Origin of the sequence: Sporosarcina gallistercoris (assembly GCF_014836415.1) — a bacterium.
GTDB classification, from domain to species: Bacteria; Bacillota; Bacilli; order Bacillales_A; family Planococcaceae; genus Sporosarcina; species Sporosarcina gallistercoris.
Genome location: NZ_JACSQY010000002.1, coordinates 53,513 through 77,034 on the forward strand (window position 1 = coordinate 53,513; position 23,522 = coordinate 77,034).

Annotated in this window: 22 protein-coding genes; 6 read left to right on the plus strand and 16 right to left on the minus strand. The window is 45.1% G+C overall.

The genetic code is table 11. From position 1 onward, the window contains the following. Window positions 1-115: 115 nt before the first annotated feature. A complete protein-coding gene (locus H9659_RS03535; RefSeq protein ID WP_191688582.1) occupies window positions 116-1,042 on the minus strand; it encodes a manganese-dependent inorganic pyrophosphatase in 927 nt (308 codons plus the stop codon). Window positions 1,043-1,093: 51 nt separating this feature from the next. Next, the gene (locus tag H9659_RS03540) at window positions 1,094-1,540 is read right to left on the minus strand and encodes an Rrf2 family transcriptional regulator (RefSeq protein ID WP_191688877.1); all 447 of its coding nucleotides are present in this window, start codon (window positions 1,538-1,540) and stop codon (window positions 1,094-1,096) included. Window positions 1,541-1,700: 160 nt separating this feature from the next. Here H9659_RS03540 and hmpA point away from each other — a divergent pair, with 160 nt between their 5' ends. Further along, a complete protein-coding gene (gene hmpA, locus H9659_RS03545; protein ID WP_191688583.1) occupies window positions 1,701-2,888 on the plus strand; it encodes an NO-inducible flavohemoprotein in 1,188 nt (395 codons plus the stop codon). Between the two features lie 51 nt (window positions 2,889-2,939). On the opposite strand, the gene H9659_RS03550 is transcribed toward hmpA, so the two are convergent. From H9659_RS03550 to H9659_RS03580, 7 genes are all read right to left on the minus strand, one after another. Beyond that, entirely contained in the window at window positions 2,940-3,986 is a 1,047-nt protein-coding gene (locus tag H9659_RS03550; protein WP_191688878.1) for a YkvI family membrane protein, read from the minus strand. Window positions 3,987-4,042: 56 nt separating this feature from the next. Beyond that, the gene (locus tag H9659_RS03555; protein WP_191688584.1) at window positions 4,043-4,198 is read right to left on the minus strand and encodes a hypothetical protein; all 156 of its coding nucleotides are present in this window, start codon (window positions 4,196-4,198) and stop codon (window positions 4,043-4,045) included. A 148-nt stretch (window positions 4,199-4,346) separates the two neighbouring features. After that, window positions 4,347-4,862 carry a type 1 glutamine amidotransferase domain-containing protein gene (locus H9659_RS03560; RefSeq protein ID WP_191688585.1) on the minus strand — a complete coding sequence of 172 codons (516 nt, stop codon included), beginning with the start codon at window positions 4,860-4,862 and terminating at the stop codon, window positions 4,347-4,349. Between the two features lie 76 nt (window positions 4,863-4,938). Then, a complete protein-coding gene (locus H9659_RS03565; protein WP_191688879.1) occupies window positions 4,939-5,532 on the minus strand; it encodes a DNA-3-methyladenine glycosylase in 594 nt (197 codons plus the stop codon). A gap of 172 nt (window positions 5,533-5,704) precedes the next feature. Then, window positions 5,705-7,474 (minus strand): ABC transporter ATP-binding protein, encoded by a 1,770-nt coding sequence (locus tag H9659_RS03570; protein ID WP_191688586.1) that lies wholly within the window; start codon window positions 7,472-7,474, stop codon window positions 5,705-5,707. Next, window positions 7,464-8,189, minus strand: coding sequence for a uracil-DNA glycosylase (locus H9659_RS03575; RefSeq protein ID WP_191688587.1), 726 nt, complete (start codon window positions 8,187-8,189; stop codon window positions 7,464-7,466). The genes H9659_RS03570 and H9659_RS03575 overlap by 11 nt, the downstream gene beginning before the upstream one ends. A 97-nt stretch (window positions 8,190-8,286) precedes the next feature. Beyond that, window positions 8,287-9,162 (minus strand): MerR family transcriptional regulator, encoded by an 876-nt coding sequence (locus H9659_RS03580; RefSeq protein ID WP_191688588.1) that lies wholly within the window; start codon window positions 9,160-9,162, stop codon window positions 8,287-8,289. A 237-nt stretch (window positions 9,163-9,399) separates the two neighbouring features. Between H9659_RS03580 and H9659_RS03585 the strand changes: the two genes are divergently transcribed. From H9659_RS03585 to H9659_RS03605, 5 genes are read left to right on the plus strand one after another with little or no spacing between them, the layout of a single operon-like run. Beyond that, window positions 9,400-10,920 (plus strand): phytoene desaturase family protein, encoded by a 1,521-nt coding sequence (locus H9659_RS03585; protein ID WP_191688589.1) that lies wholly within the window; start codon window positions 9,400-9,402, stop codon window positions 10,918-10,920. 14 nt (window positions 10,921-10,934) lie between these two features. Beyond that, complete coding sequence (locus H9659_RS03590) at window positions 10,935-11,792, plus strand: phytoene/squalene synthase family protein (protein ID WP_191688590.1); 858 nt, start codon at window positions 10,935-10,937, stop codon at window positions 11,790-11,792. Between the two features lie 31 nt (window positions 11,793-11,823). Then, window positions 11,824-13,329 (plus strand): phytoene desaturase family protein, encoded by a 1,506-nt coding sequence (locus tag H9659_RS03595; protein ID WP_191688591.1) that lies wholly within the window; start codon window positions 11,824-11,826, stop codon window positions 13,327-13,329. Window positions 13,330-13,381: 52 nt separating this feature from the next. After that, entirely contained in the window at window positions 13,382-14,509 is a 1,128-nt protein-coding gene (locus H9659_RS03600; RefSeq protein WP_318240684.1) for a glycosyltransferase, read from the plus strand. A 24-nt stretch (window positions 14,510-14,533) separates the two neighbouring features. Further along, on the plus strand, window positions 14,534-15,046 hold the full coding sequence (locus tag H9659_RS03605; protein WP_191688592.1) for a glycosyl-4,4'-diaponeurosporenoate acyltransferase CrtO family protein: 513 nt from the start codon (window positions 14,534-14,536) through the stop codon (window positions 15,044-15,046). Between the two features lie 28 nt (window positions 15,047-15,074). On the opposite strand, the gene H9659_RS03610 is transcribed toward H9659_RS03605, so the two are convergent. The 7 genes from H9659_RS03610 to H9659_RS03640 form a co-directional block, all read right to left on the minus strand. Then, the gene (locus H9659_RS03610) at window positions 15,075-16,310 is read right to left on the minus strand and encodes an MFS transporter (protein WP_225217638.1); all 1,236 of its coding nucleotides are present in this window, start codon (window positions 16,308-16,310) and stop codon (window positions 15,075-15,077) included. A 94-nt stretch (window positions 16,311-16,404) separates the two neighbouring features. Beyond that, window positions 16,405-18,351: a FapA family protein gene (locus H9659_RS03615; protein WP_191688593.1), complete on the minus strand. Its 1,947-nt coding sequence runs from the start codon at window positions 18,349-18,351 to the stop codon at window positions 16,405-16,407. A 109-nt stretch (window positions 18,352-18,460) separates the two neighbouring features. After that, window positions 18,461-19,438 carry a siderophore ABC transporter substrate-binding protein gene (locus H9659_RS03620; RefSeq protein ID WP_191688594.1) on the minus strand — a complete coding sequence of 326 codons (978 nt, stop codon included), beginning with the start codon at window positions 19,436-19,438 and terminating at the stop codon, window positions 18,461-18,463. Window positions 19,439-19,461: 23 nt separating this feature from the next. Continuing rightward, entirely contained in the window at window positions 19,462-20,223 is a 762-nt protein-coding gene (locus tag H9659_RS03625) for an iron ABC transporter ATP-binding protein (protein ID WP_191688595.1), read from the minus strand. Continuing rightward, window positions 20,220-21,170 carry an iron chelate uptake ABC transporter family permease subunit gene (locus H9659_RS03630; protein ID WP_191688596.1) on the minus strand — a complete coding sequence of 317 codons (951 nt, stop codon included), beginning with the start codon at window positions 21,168-21,170 and terminating at the stop codon, window positions 20,220-20,222. The genes H9659_RS03625 and H9659_RS03630 overlap by 4 nt, the downstream gene beginning before the upstream one ends. Beyond that, window positions 21,163-22,113, minus strand: coding sequence for an ABC transporter permease (locus tag H9659_RS03635; RefSeq protein ID WP_191688597.1), 951 nt, complete (start codon window positions 22,111-22,113; stop codon window positions 21,163-21,165). Before H9659_RS03635 ends, H9659_RS03630 begins: the two co-directional genes overlap by 8 nt. 291 nt (window positions 22,114-22,404) lie before the next feature. Next, complete coding sequence (locus H9659_RS03640) at window positions 22,405-23,310, minus strand: DUF6612 family protein (RefSeq protein ID WP_191688598.1); 906 nt, start codon at window positions 23,308-23,310, stop codon at window positions 22,405-22,407. Window positions 23,311-23,522: the final 212 nt, after the last annotated feature.

Consider the following 23,522-nt stretch of genomic DNA (forward strand, 5'->3'; position numbering starts at 1 on the left):
AATCGAAAGAATCAAGAAATTATCCGTAATCCGGACCCCATGGAACAAGTACTCCCTGCTAAAAAAGCTGCCGGATGAGTGAGCACAACACTCATCCGGCAGCTTTTCGTCATTATTATTTAAATGCTTCCGTCAAAACTGGAACAATTTGCTTCTTACGCGACACAATTCCTTTCAAAATCGCCATGTCATTCGCTGGGACTACTTTAAACGCCGACATAGCAGAGAATGCCTTTTCACCAACTGCAATTGCAATTGAATCGTTGTTAATAATATCCGTGATGACAAATAAGAATAAATCAAGCTTCTTCACAGATACTACTTTCGTCAGCAACTCTGTCAACTCCACTTTGCGATTCAATACATCATTCAAATCCACCGCATTGACTTGCGCGATTTCCATTGTCACATCTCCGACTTCAAACGTCTTCGCGTCGAGTGATATGAGTTCTTCCAACGTTTTGCTGCTAAGATCAGCACCTGCTTTCAGCATGTCCAATCCGTAAACACTTGGATCCACACCAGCGATTTCTGCAAGTTCATCGGCTGCTTTACGGTCCTCTTCAGTAAACGTTGGTGACTTGAACAACAACGAATCGGAAATGATAGCCGACAGCATGAGTCCTGCAATGTTTTTCGGGATCGCTACGCCGTGTTCTTTAAACAACTTGTTTAAAATTGTTGCCGTGCAGCCAACCGGCTCCGCACGGTAGTAAAGCGGATCACTCGTTTGGAAGTTTGCAATCCGATGATGGTCGATGACTTCAAGAACTCGCACGTCTTCAATGTCATCCACACTTTGCTGTTTTTCGTTATGATCGACCAAAATGACTTGCGTCGCTTCTGCCGCCGCTCGGTCGATTTGTCGCGGTGCTTCAAAACCGAACGTTTCCAATGCAAACGCTGTCTCTTCAGAAATACTGCCAAGTCTTACAGCTTCTGTGTCCCACCCGATTTGTTGTTTCAAATATGCATATGTAATCGCTGATGCGATTGAATCCGTATCGGGATTTTTGTGACCAAATACAAGTACTTTGTTCATAAGTGAATTCCTCCTAATTTGTTTACCTATCGCCGCATTCTTATCTTACCATCACGACAACGATGGCGGAAACAGAAGCATACGGATTTCGTCTTTATTTTGCACAAAATCTGCTATCGTATACCGGTCCAATATCGCCAAATATGCTTGCAACGCTTCCTGCAAGACTCCTTTCAGCCTACAGGCGGGCGCGAGCACACACTGATTCGATTCCCGATTGAAGCATTCCACCAATTGAAAGTCATCTTCCGTCTTCCGAACAACGTTGCCTACATTAATCTGTTCAGGACGGACTTTCAAACGGATCCCGCCTCCCCTGCCACGGACTGTTTCAATGAAGTCTGCCTTGCCGAGTTCATGCACGACTTTTGTTAAATGATTTTTTGAAATCATGAATGCTCCGGATATTTCTGCTACGGTTGATAGTTCGCCTTCTGGCTTAGCAGCCAAAAAAATCAAAACACGCAACGAGTAGTCTGTATAGAGCGTCAACCTCATCTCGTTCACCATTCCTTCTTTAAAATCGTGCTTTTTTGTCCATTCATTGAATGAAATGTGACTAAAATCCGAACTGTCTTTAAAGATGTATTTTTTATATAGCTTTTTGAATTCATTAGGATTATGCTTTACTCATCAACTACGAGAGGTCGTGTCAATTATGTTATCCCAAGAAAAAATTGATATTATTAAATCCACTGTACCTGTTCTCGAACAGCATGGCAAAACAATTACAACTGTGTTCTACAAAAATATGTTTGAGGCGCATCCTGAGCTGTTGAACGTATTCAATCATGTCAACCAAGCGCAAGGACGTCAACAGACTGCACTTGCAAATACTGTACTTGCAGCCGCAAAACATATCGACAACTTAGGAGCGATCATTCCAGCGGTTGTCCAAATCGCCAATAAGCACGTATCACTCGGTATTGTTCCAGAACAATATCCAATTGTCGGAAAATACCTTCTTGGTGCCATTAAAGAAGTACTCGGAGATGCAGCAACTCCCGAAATTCTTGGGGCATGGGAAGAAGCGTACGGCATAATCGCTGATGCATTCATAGGTGTAGAAAAATCCATGTATGACGAGATGGAAGCTGAAGAAGGCGGCTGGAAATTGTTCAAAGGATTTGTCCTTGCTGATAAAATCAAAGAAAGTGAAGTAATTACATCTTTCTACTTTAAACCAGTCGATGGCGGTAAAGTACCAACCTACAAACCAGGACAGTACATCAGTATCAAACTTGAAATTCCAGGCGAAAAAAATACGTTAATCCGCCAATATAGCCTTTCCCAAGCGCCGAACGGTGAATCATTCCGCATCTCTGTTAAACGTGAAGGTGAAAACAACCCGAACGGGAAAGCATCCGTCTTCCTTCATGATCAGCTGAACGTGGGAGATATCGTTGAACTTAGCGCACCAGCAGGTGACTTCTACCTGGACATAGAGAACGCTGCACCTGTCACATTAATCAGTGGCGGGGTCGGAGTGACTCCAATGATGGCGATGTACGAAACCATTGCCACTACTACACCGGAACGCCCTGTAGCATTCCTGCACTCAGCTCGGACTCGCAGCCACCAAGCATTCGACAAAGTCGTTCGCGAAATGGACGAATCTCTTGCAACTTCCAGCTATGCAGCGCTTTACTCTGAAGAAGGTGACGGGTTCATCAACCGTGAATTCCTTGAGAAGAACGTTCTGTCCGGCAGCGACGTTTACGTTTGCGGCCCGACTCCATTCATGCAAGCAGTGATTAGTGAACTGTATGCAATGGGAATTGACAAAGAAAAAGTACACTTTGAATTCTTCGGTCCCGCTGTACAACTTGAACTAGCACACGCTTAAAAAACGAAAACAAGCCGTCATCGGTTACGCGATGACGGCTTGTTTTCGTTTCTACTTGGAACTTCTTAACGCTTTTTCAGGCAATCTGAATGAGGCGATCAACAGTGTCAACATGAGGAATAATCCAATATATCCTATGAATGGATAGAGGAAGTCCAGTAACGCAGAGAATCCGAAGAAACTTAAGCCGAATCCGACTATAAGAACACCAAAAACGAATATCCGGAATCTCTGTGTACCACGGCGTACAAATCGTGCACCGAAGGAGTAGAACATACTGACTGCCGTATTGAAAATCATGCCATATAGGACAACCGCCATGAGAATGGCAAGAATCGGCGAGATGTCATTGATGATTGCAAGCATCGGTAAATCTGCATCTTTCACTACATCGATTTTCGAGAAAATGGCTAAGTGACTGAGCAAAATCATAATACCAAGCCCAAGTCCCCCAACAAGTCCCCCGAGAGCAGCCGCTTTTTCATCCTTTTCGGCCCCTCCCATAACGAGGGACATGGACGCGCCGACAGCAATATTGAACGATACGTAGTTAATCGCCGAAACCCACCAATTTGGCAATGGTGTTTGAATGGAGGTCGCTACACTGTTCAGGCTCGAGAACGAATCCGACATGTTCGTGAGGCAATAGACCGAGACGATGATGACTGCGAGTATGAGGAATGGTGTCACACTTCCGATTACAGCCACAACGCGGTCTACATTCAATAATACTGTTAAAAAAACCAGAACGACCAGGAGCAGGCTTCCTATGAAAGGAGGTAATCCAAATTGCTGATTCAAGTTGGAACCTGCCCCTGCAATCATGACAACGCCTACAGAAAATAATGTGATGACAATCACCGCATCGACTATTATCCCAAGGTATTTCCCACTGATTTTATAGACGGCCTCTTTATGAGAGGTGGTTTGCATCCGGCTCCCGATGCGAGTCAGGACCATGCCGAAATACGCAAACAGGACAGTCGACACGATACCCCCTATGATTCCTAGCAATCCGAAACTTGTAAAATATTGAACAATCTCTTTCCCCGAAGCAAAACCGGCTCCGACGATAATCCCTATAAAAGCGCTAGCCATCTTTAAAACTTTCAAGCATCTTCCCCCTAATTTGTAAACACGTTGGAACAAACGGTTTATTTCCTTCTCTTCAAATCTTCTGAAATCTCTTCAAGGATTCCTTCCAACCTTTTCAGCCTAGCTGAATTGTCGATTGCATTCCGTACGACAAAGTAGAGCATAAACGAAAACAGAACGAAGGTGATGACAAGCACCAAAAGCCATTCTCCCAATGATTCCGCCTCCTGTCTTGCCACTTTTCAGGCTATTCTAGCTATGTATATTGCTTCGTTTAATTTACCACTCCTTTAAAGCGTTTTCAACTCAGTTAAAAGAAGACCCGCAAAGGGGTCTTCTCATGAGTACTTCTAATTTGACTAATTATGCTTCGAGCAGCTTGAGTGCTTCGCGATTGAAAGCAGGGATATCTTCCGGCTGACGGCTAGTGACAAGTTGGTTCTGACAGACCACGACTTCTTTGTCATGGAATTTAGTACCTGCATATTCCATGTCAACACGGATCGATTTATATCCTGTCGCGTCACGACCTTCCAGTGCTTTTGCGGTAATCAGCAGCTGTGGTCCATGACAAATTGCAAATACAGGTTTGTCTGCGTCCATAAAGGCTTTCGCAAAGTTGACGAAACGCTCATCTGCACGTAGCTGGTCCGGAGAGAATCCACCCGGGATGAACAACGCATCGAAATCTTCCGGCTTCACTTCGTTAATTCCCTTATCGATTCTGACAGGCGTACCCTTTTTCATGCCTTTGACGACAGTGCCTGCTTCCATTTCTATAGTAACGATTTCATGGCCAGCATCTTGGAAGGCCTTCGCTGGATCTGAGTACTCTGAGTCCTCGAACATATTCGTAAGTACAGTTGCAATCTTAGCCATTTTCACATGCACTCCTTTTGAATTGTTAAGTATTGTTGTACCTTCATTAGTTTCCACGTCTTTGCCAAAACTAAACCTATGGACGGAATTTAGAAACAAATGCATTGTCTTTTTCGTAAAAGCGCCAAGGATAGTGGACAGCTTCACCTGCATTTGCAATACCGATACGAGGACTTGTGGCAACTTCCCCCACGGCTTCCGACTTTGCGATGAATAATGGGCGATTTGTCCAATGATGACCATAATAATTCATCGTAATTCCAAGTGCTTTGGACAATTTCCCTGGTCCGTTTGTCCAATCTTTCATGGCAAGCTTTTCTCCTCTTCGTTCGCGCATGAATTCCAATCCTTCGACCGGTTCACCGGCACGAATGAGAATCGCATGCGGAGTTCCAACCGGTCCGCAGACGACATTCATTAACGTATGGGTGTGCATTTGATACGTATACACGCTTCCTGGCTCCCCAAACATCACTTCCGTTCGTTTGGTTCTCCGATTTCGAAAGCTATGTGCAGCTTGGTCTTCCGCTCCATGATAGGCTTCCGTTTCTACAATTCTTGCGATGACAGGACCTGTCGGGAGTTCGTGGACAATCAGCTGTCCAATCAAGTCTTGGGCAAGTTCCAGTACCGGCTTTTCAAAAAAGCTTTTCTCAACTGGCTGATGGATAGTGCATTCCTCCTTTTGTTCAACAGCTGCGAATTCCTAAAGAATGGATCTGCCGGTTGAAATTTTTTATATGTATTTTAAGGTCTACCCAAGTTTCATTGTTCGCAATCCATCATTGGTAACAAATGGAGCAATCGAAATAGGACCTTCCTAAACGAAAGGCCCTCTCCACTTATACGAGTCGATTCTCAGCGAGTCCTTGACCCGCGGCAAACTCTTCATACATCTTATGTGTTTTCAATAATTCCTGATGCGTTCCAATTCCCGTAATGACACCCTTCTCCAAAAAGATTAATTGGTCCGCATCGATTACAGTCGACAATCTGTGCGCAATAATCAGTGTCGTACGACCTTCCATTAGTCGCTGAAGCGCTTCCTGTACATGTGTTTCAGAACCACTATCCAAGTTCGACGTCGCTTCGTCCAGTAAAAGGATGGATGGATTGTGCAACAGCGCACGAGCGATTGCAATCCTTTGTCGTTGACCACCTGAGAGCTTCATGCCACGTTCTCCAACAAGCGTGTCGAAACCATCTTCCATCTCTTCGATGAATCCAAGTGCATTTGCCGCCGATGCAGCATTCCGGATTTTTTCAATCGACGGACGCTCCGGCAGTCCATAAGCGATGTTGTCGACAATCGTTCCGCTCAGCAAAGGACTCTCCTGTGAGACATATCCGATTCGTCCGCGCCAATCCGATAGTTCAATCTCGTCAACAGGTCGTTCTCCAAGATATATTTTCCCTGACATCGGTTTGTAAAATCGTTCAATCAGGGAAAACAAAGTCGTTTTCCCGCCTCCGCTCGGGCCCACAAAAGCCGTAACAGTTCCAGGAACAGCTCGGAACGTCACGTTTTTCAAAATGGGCTTTTCGCTTTCGTAAGCAAACGACACGTCTTCAAATGCGAGTACAGATTCAAGGTCTCCTGTTACCCCTGCAGTCCGCTCACTGTCCATTCCAAGGATTTGTTGGATACGTTCCGTGGCTCCGACCGCTTTCTGGAATACTGTAAAAACTTGAGCCATTTGCGCAAACGGAACAATGATCTGGAACATAAGGAAAATGATCGCGACGAGTGTTCCGGCGGATAAAGTGCCTTTTGACACTTGAGCACCGCCATAGCCCAAAATTGCCACTAAAATCCCCATCATGATCAGCGTCATAACCGGCGATATGACCGCTTGGATTTTTGCTTCGCGCAGTCCAAAACCGAACAACGAACGAATCGCGACGGATCCTTTTTCTTGTTCATACGGTTCTGCCCGATATGCTTTCACAAGACGGATGTCTCCAAGTACACGGCCTAAGAGCCCTGAGAACTTCGCCATTTCAGCTTGAGTCGCTTTGGCGATTTTATGCATCACCCGGCCTAACGGGAAAATGATCGCCATACTGATCGGAATGCTAATGAGCATGATGAGGGTCATCTTCCAGTCGAGGTACAGAAGAATCGCGATTGCTCCAATGATGGAAATGATGCCAGTAATGAGCGACACCAAATGATCAGCAACCAGCTGCTTCAAAATCGTTGTATCTTGTGTAATCCGGCTCATCGTTTCCCCGGTTTCGGTTTCATCATAATAAGGGACAGGTAACCGGAGCACTTTGCCCCAGAGTCGTGTCCTCAAGTCCGCAACAATCGTTTCTCCGATATAGGCAAGCATGTAGTAGGATACCCCGCCTAGCAGTGCCTGGATGACAAATACAGCTAATAGGAAAACAGCTGTTTTCCAATTGAATAACTCACTTGTCAATGAGTCGACGAGCTGTTTCGTCACTAGAGGGACTGCAAGACTTGCTAGCGTTGAAAAAAGCGCCAACACTAGAGCTGCCACTGTGACCCCCTTCGGCCAGTCCAACTGCTTCAGTAAGCTGACAAACTCTTTCAATGACCCTTTCGTCCGTTTTGTTTTTTGAGCCGCATCCGCGTTAAGTCCCATTCGTATTCCTGCTTTCAATTATAGTTTGCCCGGTCTCATCAGGGGATTTCAGTTCGTTTTGCCCTCCAAGGATCCGACCGATTTCCAGCCAATCCGATTCTAAAGAAGGACGATGGGAAGGACGATAAAAGATGGATGCCGGATGAAAAGTGGGGACGATTGTATACGACTCTTCCGTCCACCCGTAATCCGTGTCTTCCAAATCACGCAAAAAACGCACGGGCTGGTTGATCAGCTTTCCATGCAGCTCTGTCACTTTCGCATGCTTGCCGATCAGTCTCTGTAACCCCACGTTACCAAGTGTAACAATCAGTTCCGGTTGGACATTCGCGATTTCAAAATCGAGAACGGGTGCATGCGCAAGGATTTCGTGTTTCGTCGGGGGACGATTGTATTTGCGTTCCGTGAACGTGCCATCCCGTTCTTTCCGATGACCATAGCGGTAGGGGCGGCTTCGTACGGCACTCGTTATGTAGACGTCTTCTCTCGTGAGTCCGATGGAAGCAAGTGATTTCATAAGTTCCTTCCCTGCCCTGCCCGTAAAGGGGATGCCCCCTAGCGCTTCCGTCTCCCCAGGTGCTTCACCGATCAGCATCAGCTTCGGATGACGCGGGCCTTCGCCATAGACAAATCCTTCTACTGGAAACCCTTCAATACGTTTTTTTCCGAGTTCTGCGACAAACTCAGGAATCTTGAATGGATGCCTCTCCTTCATAATCATCACCTCGTCCTTTGCTCCATATACTCATTGCAACAGGTACTCCGGATAACTCTTATATTTATACGGTTCTCATCCGGAAACGTTTCACGTGTCAGTTCAAAACCTCATCCATCGTGTAAGCAATCCGGATTCTTTTAGGTGCCAAAAAGATTTCGTGGCTGCAAACGCCATGCCCTCCTAAAAAAAACTCGGTCTCTTGATGTCTCGATGCAATAGCTTCCAGCTTTTCAAACAGCTGCGGATCCCGTTCAAACGGAAGTGTAGTAGTCGCTGACAAAAGCAACTTTTCCGGTTTCAGCCGCTGCACTAAGTATTCAATGGAGGTCAGCTTAGGGGAAGGGCCAGCTGCAATCGTTTGCCAGCCGTGCATCATCGCTTGCAGCAAAATGATATGCAATGGGATTTCATGTGTTTCGTTAGGCAAGCAGCTCCCAAGAATGATCGGCGCTCCTTCACCCAAGTCAAAGTTTCTTCGTATCTGCACTAAGAAATCACGAATCACTAAACTGGTGATCGTTTCTTGACTCTCATCCCACTCTCCTCTCGCCCATAGTTCTCCGATTTCAAACATTAATGGCTGTATCGTATTACTTAAAAAATTCTCCAATCCATATCGGTGATGTGCTTGCTTCAAGAGAAGTAAAAGACCTGCTTCATCATAATTAGCCCCTTTCTCTAAAAGCTCGATGACGTCTCCGCTTAGTGGCGCTTTAGGCACAACATCCGATGACTCCTGCGAGCGGAGTATGTGTAATGCTTCTTTCAGTGAATGTCCTTTGTCTTTCAAACCACAGATTTTCAAAAGTGTACCGACGTCTTCAAGCGTGTACAGCCTATAACCGTTTTCATGGCGTTTCGGACAAATAATCCCATATCGGTCTTCCCATTTACGGATAACTTGCCGGGACAGTCCGGTAAGTTCAGAAACTTCTTTCACAAGAAGACTTTGATCTTGAGTTGTTTTCATGCTGTATTTCCTCTTTTCCGAAAGAAGAATCTTCATATTTTTTACATATCTAACTAGTAGACTTATAACATCCATACATTGTACAAACATAACACGTGTACAATGTTTGAAATCATGTATAATGGGAATAAATTAAATAATTTAAGGTCTTTTCGAGCATTTCTTGTACAATCTTAACATAAAACATTGTACAAATGAAACTATAAACCATCATAAGAGAGAATTGGGGAGATTCATTTGAAAAAGAGCGTTATTGTCATAGGAGCCGGCGTAGCCGGATTAGCGAGCGCATGCAGATTACAGCATGCTGGATATGAGGTCACACTTTACGAAAAAGAATCGTTGCCTGGCGGAAAGATGCATAGGATCCAGCAAGATGGCTATCAGTTCGACTTAGGTCCGACCATTGTCATGATGCCTGAACTTTACCGTGAAGTCTTTCAAGTGTGCGGTGTCGATCCAGATGATTATATCCCCATGCAGCGCCTCGATCCGATGTACAGCGTGTACTTCGGAGATCAGCCCGAAGATCATTATGAAATCAGCTCGGATCTAATTGAATTGACTAAAACACTAGAATCTTTCGGGGATGAGGACGCACAAGGTTTCCTGGAGTACTTGCAAGAAATCTATAAACGTTTCCTAGTGGCGAAAGAACATTTTCTTCAGAAACCATTTCGCAAGCCATCGGACTTCTATAACTATTCCATGTTGCGTCAAGGATTGAAATTAAAGACGTTTGATAATGCAGATACATTCATCAGCAAATACATTCAAAACGAACGCCTGAAACAAATGATCAGTTTTCAAACATTGTACATCGGAGTTTCTCCCTATAGTGGTCCCTCTCTCTATACAATGATTCCGATGATAGAGTTCCTTTACGGAGTCTGGTTCATAAAAGGCGGTATGTATACGATGGCCCAATCCCTTGAGAGATTATTCAAGGAATTAGGAGGCACTGTCCACTACAATTCATCAGTTGACGAGATTGTCATTCAGAACGGCCAAGCAAAAGGAATTCGTCTCAATGGAGAAGTGATTCCGGCCGATTTTGTAATGTGCAATGCCGATTTTCCGTATGCGATGAAAAATCTTGTAAAAGAACCAAAAGCTAAAGGAAAATATACCGATAAGAAGATTGACAATATGAAATATTCTTGTTCTTGTTTCTTGATGTATCTCGGAATGGACAAAAAATATGATGACGTCCCTAATGCACATAACTTCATATTCAACGAAGAATTAGAACGCAACCTGAATGATATCTTCACCGGGAAGCGGCTCGACAATGCATCCTTCTACGTATACATCGGTTCCAAACTCGATCCGAGTCTTGCACCTGAAGGGAAAGATGGACTCTACATACTCGTTCCTGTGTCTGACAAATCATGTTCACAGTATGAGTGGAATGATGAAACGATCCAGCATTACAGAGGCTATATATTGGACGCTCTCGAAAAAGTGAAAGGGTTCGAAAACGTCAAACAGGAAATCGTGTCTGAATCGTACATGACGCCACCTGATTTTGAACAGCGCTTCAACGCATATAATGGTGCCACTTTCGGTCTCCAGCCAACACTTTCTCAAAGCAATCATATGAGACCTCAAAGCAAAGCCACCCATTGTGAAAACCTTTACTTCACAGGAAGCAGTACTCATCCTGGGGCCGGTGTTCCAATCGTTCTATTGTCCGCACGAATTGCCACGGAGGAACTCTTGCACGATGACAAAGGAATCCTATTCCACACCCGCTGAAAGGGGGATTTTTCATGACAACCCAACTGTCTGTCCAAGACGACTTCGCGTTTTGCGAACAGATCATCAAACGCCACTCGAAAAGTTTTTACTACGCTTTTTCCAGACTCCCTGACGAAAAAGCACAAGCTGTCTATGCGATTTACGCATTTTGCCGGACTGCGGATGATAGTGTAGATGAAAACCATGGGAGTATCTCACAGTTAGTCGCATTGGATAAGTTAACTGATGAACTGAACCGCTTTGCAAGGGGACAAGAAATCGACCATCCACTGTGGCGCGCACTGCGCATAGTTTTTGACACGTACAAAATGGATCTTGAGCCTTTTTACGATCAACTTAAAGGTCAGCGGATGGACATCTCCTTTTCCACTCCTGCCACATTGGATGATGTTGAAACGTATAGCTACTACGTCGCAGGATCAGTCGGCCGAATGCTCCTGCCGATCATCGCTTCGAATGCAAAGCGTGATTGTACAGACGCGGCAGTCAGTCTCGGTGTCGCCATGCAATTGACGAATATTTTAAGGGATGTAGGTGAGGATTACCGGGAGAAAGGAAGAATCTATCTGCCTACTGAAGAATTGCAGAGAGCCGGATACCGTGTTGACCAACTTGCAAATGGTCAAATCACGGACGACTTTGTCCGTGTGTGGGAGCATTTGGCTAAAAGGGCTGAAATTCTGTATGAGGAATTCCTAAGTTTCATACCGGAATTTGACAAAGACAGCCAATTTGCCGTTCTCGCTTCCGCACAAGTCTACCGGGGGATTTTGACGAGTGTCCGCCAGAATAACTACGATTGCTTTGCCCGGAAAAACTTCGTGACAAAACGGGAAATGATCAGGATTTTAGCTGATTCAATTGGTTGAAAAGAAAATGGGAAAGAAGGACGATACGTGTATGAGGAATCCTAACAAATCGGTACTCGTTATCGGGGGAGGTCTTGGTGGCCTATCTGCCGCGATTTCCCTCGCACAAAACGGATACTCCGTTTCATTATATGAAAAGAATACACATATAGGCGGGAAACTGAACCGCCTCGAACAGGACGGCTTCGGCTTTGACCTTGGTCCGTCCATTTTAACGATGCCGCACATTTTTGAGAAGCTGTTCCGCGGCAGCGGGAAACGCATGGCTGATTATGTCCCCATGACTCGACTCAGTCGTGAGTGGCGCTCTTTCTTCCCTGACGGCACAGTGCTAGATTTGTATGGAGACCTGCGTCTAATGGAACGGGGAAATCCTTCGCTTACTCGTGGCGATATAAAAGAATATTATTCGTTCTTAAAATATGCAAAACGACTCTATGACACAACAGAAACAGGATACTTCTCAGAAGGTCTTGATACGACGAAAGAAGTACTTGCACACCATGGTGTATTATCGTCTCTGAGAGGATTCGATCTTACGTCAACGATGTATGAAGCGATTTCAAAACGAATCAGCGATCCCCATCTGCGAGATATGCTCTCTTATTTCATCAAATATGTCGGTTCTTCTCCCTATGATGCTCCTGCGGTTCTCAACATGATGATTTACATGCAGCATGTCCAGGGCTGTTGGTACGTACCAGGGGGTATGCACAAATTAGCTGAAGGATTAACAAAACTGGCTGTTGAAACCGGAGTCCACTTACATACAGGCATGGGTGTTGTGCGTGCCCATACAAACAAAGATAAACGAATCACTAGTGTCGAACTAGAAGACGGTTCCTTGAAGACAGCCGATTACTACGTATCCAATATGGAAGTGATCCCATTTTACAAGAAAATGGTGGATGCAGATAAAAAATTCGTGCATAAGCTCGAAAAGAAATTCGAGCCGTCCAGCTCCGGTCTCGTACTGCATCTCGGAGTGAGTAAGACGTATCCTTTTTTAAATCATCACAATTTCTTCTTCTCTGAAAAGCTGCATGAGCAAATGGATAAGGTTTTCAAGAAACATGAGTTACCGGATGATCCTACCCTTTACGTCGTCAACACAAACAAAACAGACCCGTCACAAGCACCGCCAGGACATGAGAACTTAAAAATCTTGCCGCACATCCCCTATATACAAGATAATCCATTTACCGCAGACGATTACTTAAAATTGGAAGCGCGTGTGCTGGATAAGTTGGAGCGGATGGGGTTGCATGGATTACGGGATCACATTGTGACGCGTGACGTTTGGACTCCTCATGATATTGAACGTACATACGGATCCGATCGGGGAGCGATTTACGGGACAGTATCCGACAAAAAGAAGAATAGTGGCTTTAAGCACAAAAAAGAGAGCGAACTCTACGATAACCTTTACTTTGTCGGCGGTACTGTCAATCCTGGCGGCGGTATGCCTATGGTAACGCTCAGCGGTCAGCAAGTGAGCGAAAAAATCGTGAAGCGCGATCGGTCAAAGAAAAGATGATGGGTAATAGAACGGCCAAACCGGCTGTAAGCTTTAGAGAGGGGGATTTCTGGTGATAGTGTTTGCTTTTGCACTTGCAGCAATTATTTCTGCGCTTGGTCTTGCTAGCGGATTGCTCATGTTTTGGCGTTATCCAACCCCCTCTTCTGAAGGTTCACTTGAAATTCAGCATCCATCTAATGTCTCCATTATTATTCCAGCGCGTAACGAAGAACACCGGATTGTTCCGTTGCTTGAATCTCTCTCTCGGCAGAAAGGTATTTCTTTTGAGACGATTGTGATTGACGACGATAGTGAAGACCGGACAAGCGAAGTGGCGCGTTCGTACAATGCCCGTGTCATCCGAAATACGGGACCTGAAGATGGCTGGATCGGGAAATCAGCCGCATGTTGGGCAGGCGCTCAGGCAGCTAAAGGAAAACTTCTGCTATTCATGGATGCAGACACAGCATTTGAGGAATCCGATAGCTTATTGCGTTATGTGACCTCCTATGAAGAGATGGGCGGAAAAGGAATTTTATCCCTACAGCCATACCATCAAATTAAACAAGTGTACGAGAACGCTTCAACTATTTTCAACATTATCGTCATGGCTGGCATGAATGTGTTCACACCGTTCGGAGATCGATTTTCAAGTGCTGGATCATTCGGGCCATGTATCCTGTGTAACCGCGCTGACTACGATGCATCCGGCGGGCACGCAGGGATTCGCGGGGCTGTCATGGACGACTTAGCACTCGGAGAAGCATTCCAAGGTCAAGGACTGCCTGTCCGCTGCTACGGGGGACGGGGACTTGTTCGTTTCCGAATGTATCCGGAAGGTTTTCATCAGCTGTTGGAAGGTTGGACTAAGAACTTCGGTACTGCATCAAAGTCTACCCATCCATTCGTGATGACGTTTGTGAATCTTTGGATCACCGGTGGATTTGTCACTCCCGCTCTGCTCGTACTTTCCGTACTATCGGGGTCTGTCTCCTGGATTCTAACTGCTTGCGTCCTTTACCTTCTGAACGTCATGGAAATGGCGTGGCTAGCACGACGAACCGGCAATTTCTCATGGTGGATTTTTCCGTTCTATCCCGTATTATTACTGTTTTTCACCGTTATCTTTGTGTACTCCCTCTACCTCACTCACGTACGCAAAACGGTCAAATGGCGCGGACGCGATGTCCACGTATAATCGGAATGCCGAGGTGATTCGACAATGCCATTAATTGAATTACCACTACCTTGGGTTATCCTGCTGGATGCTGTTGCATGGGGATTTTTCCACCTTTTAATATCCTTCTGTACTGTCCGGATCCCTATTCGTTGGTTCATCCGCCATGAACGTCTTTTTAGGACGTTCCACTTTGAGCAGCACGGTGATTTGTGGCAGCGGCTCTTTCGAGTGAAAAAGTGGAAACAACTCATTCCGGACGGTACGATGTTCATCCGAAACGGATATAACAAAAAGTCGCTCCACGGGAACGATGCTGCATCATTGGATGAATTCATCGTCGAATCCAGAAGGGCTGAATGGACTCATTGGATATCGATTGTCCCTGCAGCACTATTCTTCCTATGGAATCCTATTTGGGCAAGTTGGCTAAATGTTGCGTATGCAATTCTATTCAATGTACCGATCATTATTGCTCAACGATATAACCGACCGCGTCTAGAACGGTTAGTTACTAGAAAACAAAACAAGCCTCAAGCGGGATCGTCCATCCGCTAAGAGGCTTGTTTTAACGTTTTCTTGTATTTTACTCCAGCTCCATTTGTTTCGTTTCTGTCCCTAAAAATATCACAGCAAGAACCCCTATCAATATCGCACCGCAGAAAATCCCGAAAATCAGCCCGAATCCATAACCTGCCGTTAACATGGAACCGACTAATAACGGACCAAAAATACCGCCAATACGACCAATTCCTGCTGCCATCCCCGTTCCAGTTCCACGGATTGACGTTGGATATTGTTCTGGTGAATACGCATATAACGCCCCCCATGCTCCTAAGTTAAAGAACGACAACAGGGCACCGAATAATAATAACATCGCTAACGTCTCTGCATTTCCGAATGCAAATGCACTCAGCGCAGTTCCGATCAAGTATGTGGCGAGGACAAACTTGCGGCCTGTCCGCTCTATTAACCATGCCGCTGAGAAATAGCCTGGGAGCTGGGCTAGCGTCATCAGAAAGACGTAGCCGAAGGTTTTGATCATCGCAAAGCCTTTCAAGACCATCACACTTGGCAGCCATAAAAACATCCCATAATAAGAGAAGACGACTGTAAACCAAACGATCCAGAGCATAAGTGTACGCCTTCTATAAGGTTTCGCCCATAGAGCCGTCATTTTTTCCCCGACAGATTGCTTTACGACGCCAGCGTGTACAAACTTCGGAGAGTCCGGTAAGTTACGTCGTAAATAGAGTGCATAGAATGCAGGTAACGCTGTGATGATGAGTGCAGCTCTCCAACCGTACGTCGGAATGACGAAGTATGCGATGAGCGCAGCGATAAGCCATCCTGCTGCCCAAAAACTTTCCAAAAGGACAACGACCCTACCCCGCTCTTTCGCTTCTACACTTTCAGAAACTAACGTCGATGCCACCGGCAGTTCCCCACCTAGTCCTGCTCCGACAAAAAAACGTAATAGTAGAAATGCTGTAAGCGTTGTCGTGAATGCAGATAATCCACTTGCCACTGAGAACAGCACTAATGTTAACATGAAAACTTGCTTTCTTCCGATTCGGTCAGCTAATAAGCCAAACCCGATTGCTCCGAACATCATTCCTAATGAGTTGACACTTCCAACCCATCCGATTGCTGCTGGAGCAAGATTCCATTCCACAGCAATTGCTGCAATCACGAATGACAGGATTCCCACATCCATTGCGTCAAACATCCAACCCGTTCCTGATATTACAAGTAATTTGTTACGTGAAATCGTTCCCGGCCCCTGAGATTTCGAAGGCACGCGTTCCATAGTGTTTGCCATTATCTTTTCCCCTCCACTGTCCGAACTACTGTCATGACACCTGTCATTATACAGTTAGTTAGTGCTTGGGTAAAGGGTAATTTTAGAGACCCCTTTAACGGACAGTCAACACTCCGTTATGTATTTTTGCGCTCACACCGATTTGGGTTTTCAACAAGTGGTAGGACTGCTCTCCTACCATCAGGACTGTACCTGCATGTGCGATTCCGATGACAATGGATCCTTCTTCACTTGTCCGGACTATCGTTTGTCCACCCCGTTTAGAACCGCATTCCCGGATGGATACGTGTCGATCTGCAACCAGCTCACCACCCCGACAAACGCCTTCCGCCAGGAGATCCAGCTGGGCATGGACATTACATTGAGCCAGGCCGTTCCCTGTGATTTCAATAGTACCTGCACACTTCAATGTGCTATTCACGGCGTATGGAAGACTCAAGCGTTCAGTTGTCGAAGTTCTCTTCGGAAGATGACGGGCTGCCATCTGCTGTGCCTTGGATACCAGGTCAAGAAACTCTCGCCCATCTTTTACGCCTGAATTCAACGTGTTCACAAATATATTGTACAAAGTCGACTGCAACTCATGCCAGTCAGAATCTGTTGGAATCGGTTCTCTGCGCTGTGAGAAAGTTTGAAGCTGTTCTTGGAAAGCAGAATACGAATCACCGAATCCTATACGAAATAGTTTTTTCAGCTCTTGCCCATCCAAGGATGATAATTCAACCTTACGGAATGCCGCAATGTCTTGGATGAATGATCCAAGTTTGCAGAGTATAGGAAGCATCCCCTCCAACTCAATAGCATATTTCGCATCCGGTGATTGTTGTTGCCCCATTTCAACCGTCGATGACGAAACGTGACCAGCTACATGGATAGCCTTCCCTGCAAACACCTCTGCCTTACTTACCTCACCACCAATTTCAAGCACTCCTGTTACGTCCAAGAGACAGCCGTGGCTGACACTCCCTTTTACAGTGACGTCACCATCGAAATGGATATTGCCGCTCGCAAAGTTCACCTCATCCACTTCCAGGGAGTCAGCGATATCTATGAAAATCGCATGATCCATTCGTTCCAACACAAGGTTTCCGGAGCAATTCGCAAAGATGTGATTTCCAGTTTGCACAACATTCTTGCCTAAACGGATGGTTGCTGTCTTTCCATCTTCTGCCGGGATCTCATTTCCAAATACGTCTTCTCCCGATTGGCCAGGAATCGGTGGAAGAACAGCCGCCACAAGTTGACCACTTTGAACGAGTTGCATCGATGTTTGTTCCCGGTAATTCACTTTGCCTTCGTCAGCTAGGGTTATGCCATCGACGTCAATTTGTACTTCAACATCTCCATCAAGTCCCGGTTTAGGAAAGATCCCCCGTGCGATGATGGCTTCATAGGGTACCACCGTCTCACACGCTTCCCATAACACTCGCTTGTCTAATGGTGCGCTGATTCCCAACTGTTCGCATGCATCACGGATCATACGTTGGGACACATCGTTCACGACCTCATGGACATCATTCGTTTCTACTGCCAGATTACACGTATACTCTGTGTCTTTAACAGTACGGGTGATCTTTTTTCCCGGAGATACCGTTAATAGCGCAAGGGCTCCGTGCTCTCGGACTGAAATGGATAACTGGGCACGGGTCAACTCGTCTATTGTTCGGATGTGCACAATGTCCGATTCCGAAACTCGTTTTCTTCCATCTATTTTTTCACCATTCACAATCACCAATGCTCCATCACCCGCTTCAATAGAAGGGAGTGAATCCGCTGATGCTGCATGCACCTCAACTCGTCCGCCTCGAATCCTGACACCTGGTTGTCCGGATTCATCTACCGGAACCTCACTAACCAGTGCGTGGTAGCGAACCGGAGTCACTGTCACTTCCGCAAATCTGGCTGATTCACTATACCCGCTCGAATCGGCGGTCTTATTCACGTGGATATGGACATCCGACAAATCGAGGCATAAGATATTAAGCGCCGTCTCTATAGCTTGTTCAACCGACTTCCCGCGCACCGTAATCGCTTTTCCCATACCATTTCCCACTCTCTTCATTCTATTGCTTAAAGTGTAGCATAGCGAAGACTTCCCGGGCAGACACAAAAGACCGATTCCACGTATGGAATCGGCCTTTTTCATATAATTATAGTCCTGCTTCGACTTCTTTGATCATTTCTTTCATGGATTTCAAACCGCCACCAGAGAGGTACCAGTACTCCCCATTCAGATAAACAATTTTGTCGTTTTTGAATGCATTCGTTTTCTTTACAAGATCGTTTTCTACCGTCTTTTTAGCATTTGCGCCATCGCCTATTGCTGCATCACGGTCAATTACGAACAGGATATCCGGGTTTGTCTCCAGAATGTATTCAAACGTAATGTTCTGGCCATGTGTAGACGTTTCAATTCCTTCATCCGCCGGTGTAAAACCGAATACATCATGGATCAGACCGAAACGTGAACTTGGACCGTACGCACTTACTTTTCCTTCAGTCGCAAGAACAATCAATGCTTTGCTATCTATTTCGGAAGCTTTTGAATGAATGTCTTCAACTAGCTTATCTACATCAGCTAGTTCTGTTTTCATCTCATCTTCTTTATCGAAGATTTGAGCAAGAATGTCCATGTTGTTCTTGAATGATTCCATGTACTTAGTATTGTCGATAGCCATGTAGACCGTTGGAGCAATTTCTGCAAATTGATCGTACAATTCCGCTTGACGACCAGAGATGAAAATCACATCGGGCTTCATCGCATGAAGGGCTTCAAAATCCGGCTCTTTCAAGCTTCCAAGGTTTGTGTACTCGTCACTAGCATATTTCTCCAAGTATGAAGGAACCGTTGCTTGTGGAACTCCTGCCACTTCAACACCAAGCTCGTCTAACGTGTCCAATACGCCGAAGTCGAATACTGCTACTGTCTTCGGAGTCCCTTCCAATGTCGCTTCGCCAAGCTCATGCTTGAACGTCATTTCTTTCGTTTCTGCTGAGTCATTGCTTTCAGAGGAGTTATCTGATCCTGCACCGTTTGCTTCTGGTTTCTTATCTTCATCTTTAGAACCACATGCCGCTAAAACAAGCATCAATGCAAATGCCATAATTAATACAGTAAGCTTTTTCATGTTTTCCATACCATCCTTTTGGTTTATGAGTTGAAGTACACACAGATGCGACAATTGTTCATTTGTTGAATTGGAATATCCATATCATAAATTTCCCGAAGTGATTCCGAGTTGATAATATCATTTGTTGGGCCATCTTTTACGACGCGTCCTTCTTTTAAAGCGACGATGCGGTCCGAGTAGACTGAAGCAAAATTGATGTCGTGAAGAACGATGACTACGGTTTTCCCCAGTTCATCCACCAGACGTCGTAAAATCTTCATAATTTGTACGGAGTGCTTCATATCCAAGTTGTTCAAGGGTTCATCCAACAGGATATAATCTGTATCTTGGGCGATGACCATCGCGATGAATGCTCGCTGTCTTTGGCCGCCGGATAGTTCTTCCAAGTACATATGCTGCATACTCATCAAGTCCATATAGTCGAGTGCTTGGTTCACAATTTGAATATCTTCAGCTTGGAGACGTCCTTTGGAGTGAGGGAATCGACCGAACGATACCAGTTCACGGATTGTTAAACGGACATTCATAAAGTTGGATTGCTTCAAAATGGACACACGTTTAGAGAACTCATTGGACTTCATCTTCTTGACGTTGTTGTTATCCACGAGTACTTCACCTGTGTCTGCGTCAAGCAGCCGGCTTACCATAGATAACAGTGTCGATTTCCCTGCCCCGTTCGGTCCGATGAATGAAGTGATTTTACCAGGATGGATATCCACACTCACTTTTTCAACGACGGCTTTGTTCCCATAGGCCTTAGTCAACTCTCGAACCTGGATCATGCAGATCGACTCTCCTTTAATAGTAAGTAGATGAAGTAGGCTCCACCAACGAAGTTAATGATGACGCTAAGTGTTGTAGAGAAGGTGAATACTCTTTCGACCACCCATTGTCCGCCAACTAATGCAATGATACTCATGACTGAAGCACCTGCTATTAAAATCGAGTGCTTGTATGTTTTGAAAAACTGGTACGACAGGTTCGCAACGATTAGCCCGAAAAAGGTGATAGGACCTACAAGCGCTGTCGATACAGCAATCAGTACAGAAGATAGTATGAGCATCGTTTTGACGATTTTATCGTGATCGACGCCTAGGTTAATGGCTGTGTCCCGACCGAGTGACAGCACATCCATTTCGTTGAACTTCCGCCAACCGATGATGAGTGCAATCACTAAAATCCCTAGCGCCCACCAGACCAGATCTCCGTTAATGTTATTGAAGCTCGCGAAGGATTTGTCTTGTACCCTCAAAAATTCGTTCGGGTCTATCAGCACTTGCAGAAACGTTGAAATACTTTGGAAAAAGGTTCCGACGATGATTCCGACGAGTAGCAGGAAGTAAATCGGACGCTTGCCTGCTTTGAACAGAAACTGATACAGCAGTAAGGCGAAGACGACCATAGCCCCAACCGATAACATAAAGTTCACTTGCTTATTCACAATTGTCACGTGTGTGGATCCAAGGAAGAAGATAAGCACAGTTTGCAGCAAGATATATAAGGAATCGAGTCCCATAATACTTGGTGTCAAAATACGATTGTGCGTTATCGTTTGGAAGATGACTGTCGAATAGGCGATTGCAACTCCCGTTAGCGCCATGGCAACCACTTTGATACCTCGCCGAGGCAGCGCATAGTCATAACTTCCATTCAAGTCTTGGAACAAATACAATCCGCAGAAAATGAGAGCAGCAACAGAAAGTATGAGCATCTTATTACGATTACGCATAGGCTTTCCTCCTAAACAACATATAGAGGAAAATCGCGCTGCCGATCACACCGACCATCAAGCTAATGGAGATTTCATAAGGGTAAATGATCACCCTTCCGAGAATGTCACACACGAGTAAGAAAATCGCGCCTAGCATGGCTGTATGCGGTAGTGTTTTTTCCAAATTGTCTCCTTTGATGATAGAAACAATGTTGGGGATGATTAATCCTAAAAACGGAATGACACCCACTGTCAACACGACCGTGGTCGTAATGAGTGCGACTAATATCAACCCGATGTTCACAATCCTTCTATAAGCTAGCCCCAAGTTTTTAGAAAAATCCTCACCCATTCCAGCTACCGTGAACCGGTTTGCATAGAGGTAAGTAATGATGAGAACGGGGATACTTATGTATAGCAATTCGTAACGGCCTTTCATAATGAGGGAGAAATCTCCCTGCAGCCAGGAGGACATGTTTTGGATCACGTCCGCTTTGTACGCGAAAAAAGTGGTGATCGAAGACAGGATATTCCCGAACATGAGACCTACGAGCGGTATGAAAATAGCATCTTTGAATTTAACTTGGTCCAAAATCTTCATGAACAGCAGAGTGCCACCGAGTGCAAATGCAAACGCGACCAGCATCTTTTCAATCGTTGACGTGTTTGTAAATAACAACATCGAAACGAGAATCCCAAGTTTCGCGGCATCCAATGTACCAGCCGTTGTCGGAGATACAAACTTGTTGCGGCTTAGCTGTTGCATGATCAGGCCGGTAATACTCATTCCTGCACCCGCGAGCAAAATCGCAAGTAATCTTGGCAGCCGACTAATGAGAAAAATCTCGGTTTCCTCAGAGCGGAAGTCCAGCAGGTCTTTTGGTGAAATATGGCTCACTCCCACGAACAAAGAAAGAAGCGAGAGGAGAATTAGCGCGATTATCAAATAACGTTTCTTCATGAAGAACTCCGATATCTAGATATTTGCGGGCTCGATTGGTTTAAATGAAAACTATTATCAGTTAGCCGCAAGTCTTATTATAGCAAATCCATTTCGGAAGTCAACCGACAACTGAAAATGATTCTCACTAATTTGTGAACTTGATGGCGCTGCGTTTGGAGTGAGAATGAGGAGATAACAAGTGTTCACATTCGGGGAAAAGAACCAAAAAAAACAGATGAGGATCGCATACGCTTTCCTCACCTGCCTCACTGCCGCCATTAATCATCGATTCAATTTATCACGCTAACCTTATTCCCCAACTTTGTTTCCGGACATATCATAAGCGTTGTTCCGTACTTCGTCTGGAATAACGATATCTTCCAACTCATTGATTTTGCTCATTTCCGCATTGATATTTTGGATGGTGACAGTCTGATAACCAGCTATGTCCATGATTGCATCCAGTTTCATATCAAACGAATTCGTATAGTAGGTCTCTTTGTCAATGTGAAGCGTCAGGTCAATCTTTTTCACTTCTACGTTTTCCATCGATCCCTCTTCTGCTTCCATTCCTTGACTTCCCATAGTGGCTTGGTCCATGAGCTCTTTCAGAAGTTCACCGAATTGTTCACCTGAAGCGGATAAGTTCAAAACATATTCATCCCCTTGTTCTTCAAGTGTAAATTCTTCTGTGAAATCTTTGAACACTTCCAAGTCCATCATTGCATTGGAACTGTCCATCCCATCCAGAACTTCATCTTGCATTTCAGCAGGAATGAGAATCCAGTCGCCTTCCATTTCTTGCGTCTGAATGTATAGTTCGTCTCCTTCTCCATACATCTCGATATCCATCGAGCCCTCAGCATCCCCTTTCACAGTCATTTGCTGATGGAGGGACATCGGTTCTGTCACCATATCCATCGTAATCGCAATATCATTTTTCATACTCAGATTTTCTTCACCAGTTGTCTTCATGTTTTGTTGGATCGCAAAATCCGCATGCATACTATTGATAGACTCTGAAGCTTCCAGAGACTTTTGATACACCTCTTGAGCGGTAAGTTCCTTATTTGCCTTTTCCTTACCCGCATCTTCATTATTGCTTGGTGAACCTGTATTTGCTTCCGCCTCAACATTCGGTTCTTTGTCCGAACCACATGCTCCTAATGCTAATACGAGTAATCCTGCTGCAATACCTTTTGTCCATTTTTTCATGAAATCTTCTCCTTTTTATGAAACTTCATTACAAATTAGTCTACGGCAAATATCCCGTGCGGTTTCACTCTATTTCTAAAAACTCTGAAATTCCTCCTTTTCGTCCATACCCTTTATCGCCAACGAAAGTCCTGAAATGTAGAATATTCCGAGAGTTTTGTCGAACTTTCCGATTAAACCGTGTATACTAGCACTAAAATTGCAAAAAGGAC

What these genes read in the sequence shown, in the direction of transcription:
- H9659_RS03535 (WP_191688582.1), bottom strand. Translation starts at nt 1,042, where the DNA reads ATGAACAAAGTACTTGTATTTGGTCACAAAAATCCCGATACGGATTCA.
- H9659_RS03540 (WP_191688877.1), bottom strand. Translation starts at nt 1,540, where the DNA reads ATGAGGTTGACGCTCTATACAGACTACTCGTTGCGTGTTTTGATTTTT.
- hmpA (WP_191688583.1), top strand. Translation starts at nt 1,701, where the DNA reads ATGTTATCCCAAGAAAAAATTGATATTATTAAATCCACTGTACCTGTT.
- H9659_RS03550 (WP_191688878.1), bottom strand. Translation starts at nt 3,986, where the DNA reads ATGGCTAGCGCTTTTATAGGGATTATCGTCGGAGCCGGTTTTGCTTCG.
- H9659_RS03560 (WP_191688585.1), bottom strand. Translation starts at nt 4,862, where the DNA reads ATGGCTAAGATTGCAACTGTACTTACGAATATGTTCGAGGACTCAGAG.
- H9659_RS03570 (WP_191688586.1), bottom strand. Translation starts at nt 7,474, where the DNA reads ATGGGACTTAACGCGGATGCGGCTCAAAAAACAAAACGGACGAAAGGG.
- H9659_RS03575 (WP_191688587.1), bottom strand. Translation starts at nt 8,189, where the DNA reads ATGAAGGAGAGGCATCCATTCAAGATTCCTGAGTTTGTCGCAGAACTC.
- H9659_RS03580 (WP_191688588.1), bottom strand. Translation starts at nt 9,162, where the DNA reads ATGAAAACAACTCAAGATCAAAGTCTTCTTGTGAAAGAAGTTTCTGAA.
- H9659_RS03590 (WP_191688590.1), top strand. Translation starts at nt 10,935, where the DNA reads ATGACAACCCAACTGTCTGTCCAAGACGACTTCGCGTTTTGCGAACAG.
- H9659_RS03595 (WP_191688591.1), top strand. Translation starts at nt 11,824, where the DNA reads ATGAGGAATCCTAACAAATCGGTACTCGTTATCGGGGGAGGTCTTGGT.
- H9659_RS03605 (WP_191688592.1), top strand. Translation starts at nt 14,534, where the DNA reads ATGCCATTAATTGAATTACCACTACCTTGGGTTATCCTGCTGGATGCT.
- H9659_RS03610 (WP_225217638.1), bottom strand. Translation starts at nt 16,310, where the DNA reads ATGGCAAACACTATGGAACGCGTGCCTTCGAAATCTCAGGGGCCGGGA.
- H9659_RS03615 (WP_191688593.1), bottom strand. Translation starts at nt 18,351, where the DNA reads ATGGGAAAAGCGATTACGGTGCGCGGGAAGTCGGTTGAACAAGCTATA.
- H9659_RS03620 (WP_191688594.1), bottom strand. Translation starts at nt 19,438, where the DNA reads ATGAAAAAGCTTACTGTATTAATTATGGCATTTGCATTGATGCTTGTT.
- H9659_RS03625 (WP_191688595.1), bottom strand. Translation starts at nt 20,223, where the DNA reads ATGATCCAGGTTCGAGAGTTGACTAAGGCCTATGGGAACAAAGCCGTC.
- H9659_RS03630 (WP_191688596.1), bottom strand. Translation starts at nt 21,170, where the DNA reads ATGCGTAATCGTAATAAGATGCTCATACTTTCTGTTGCTGCTCTCATT.
- H9659_RS03635 (WP_191688597.1), bottom strand. Translation starts at nt 22,113, where the DNA reads ATGAAGAAACGTTATTTGATAATCGCGCTAATTCTCCTCTCGCTTCTT.
- H9659_RS03640 (WP_191688598.1), bottom strand. Translation starts at nt 23,310, where the DNA reads ATGAAAAAATGGACAAAAGGTATTGCAGCAGGATTACTCGTATTAGCA.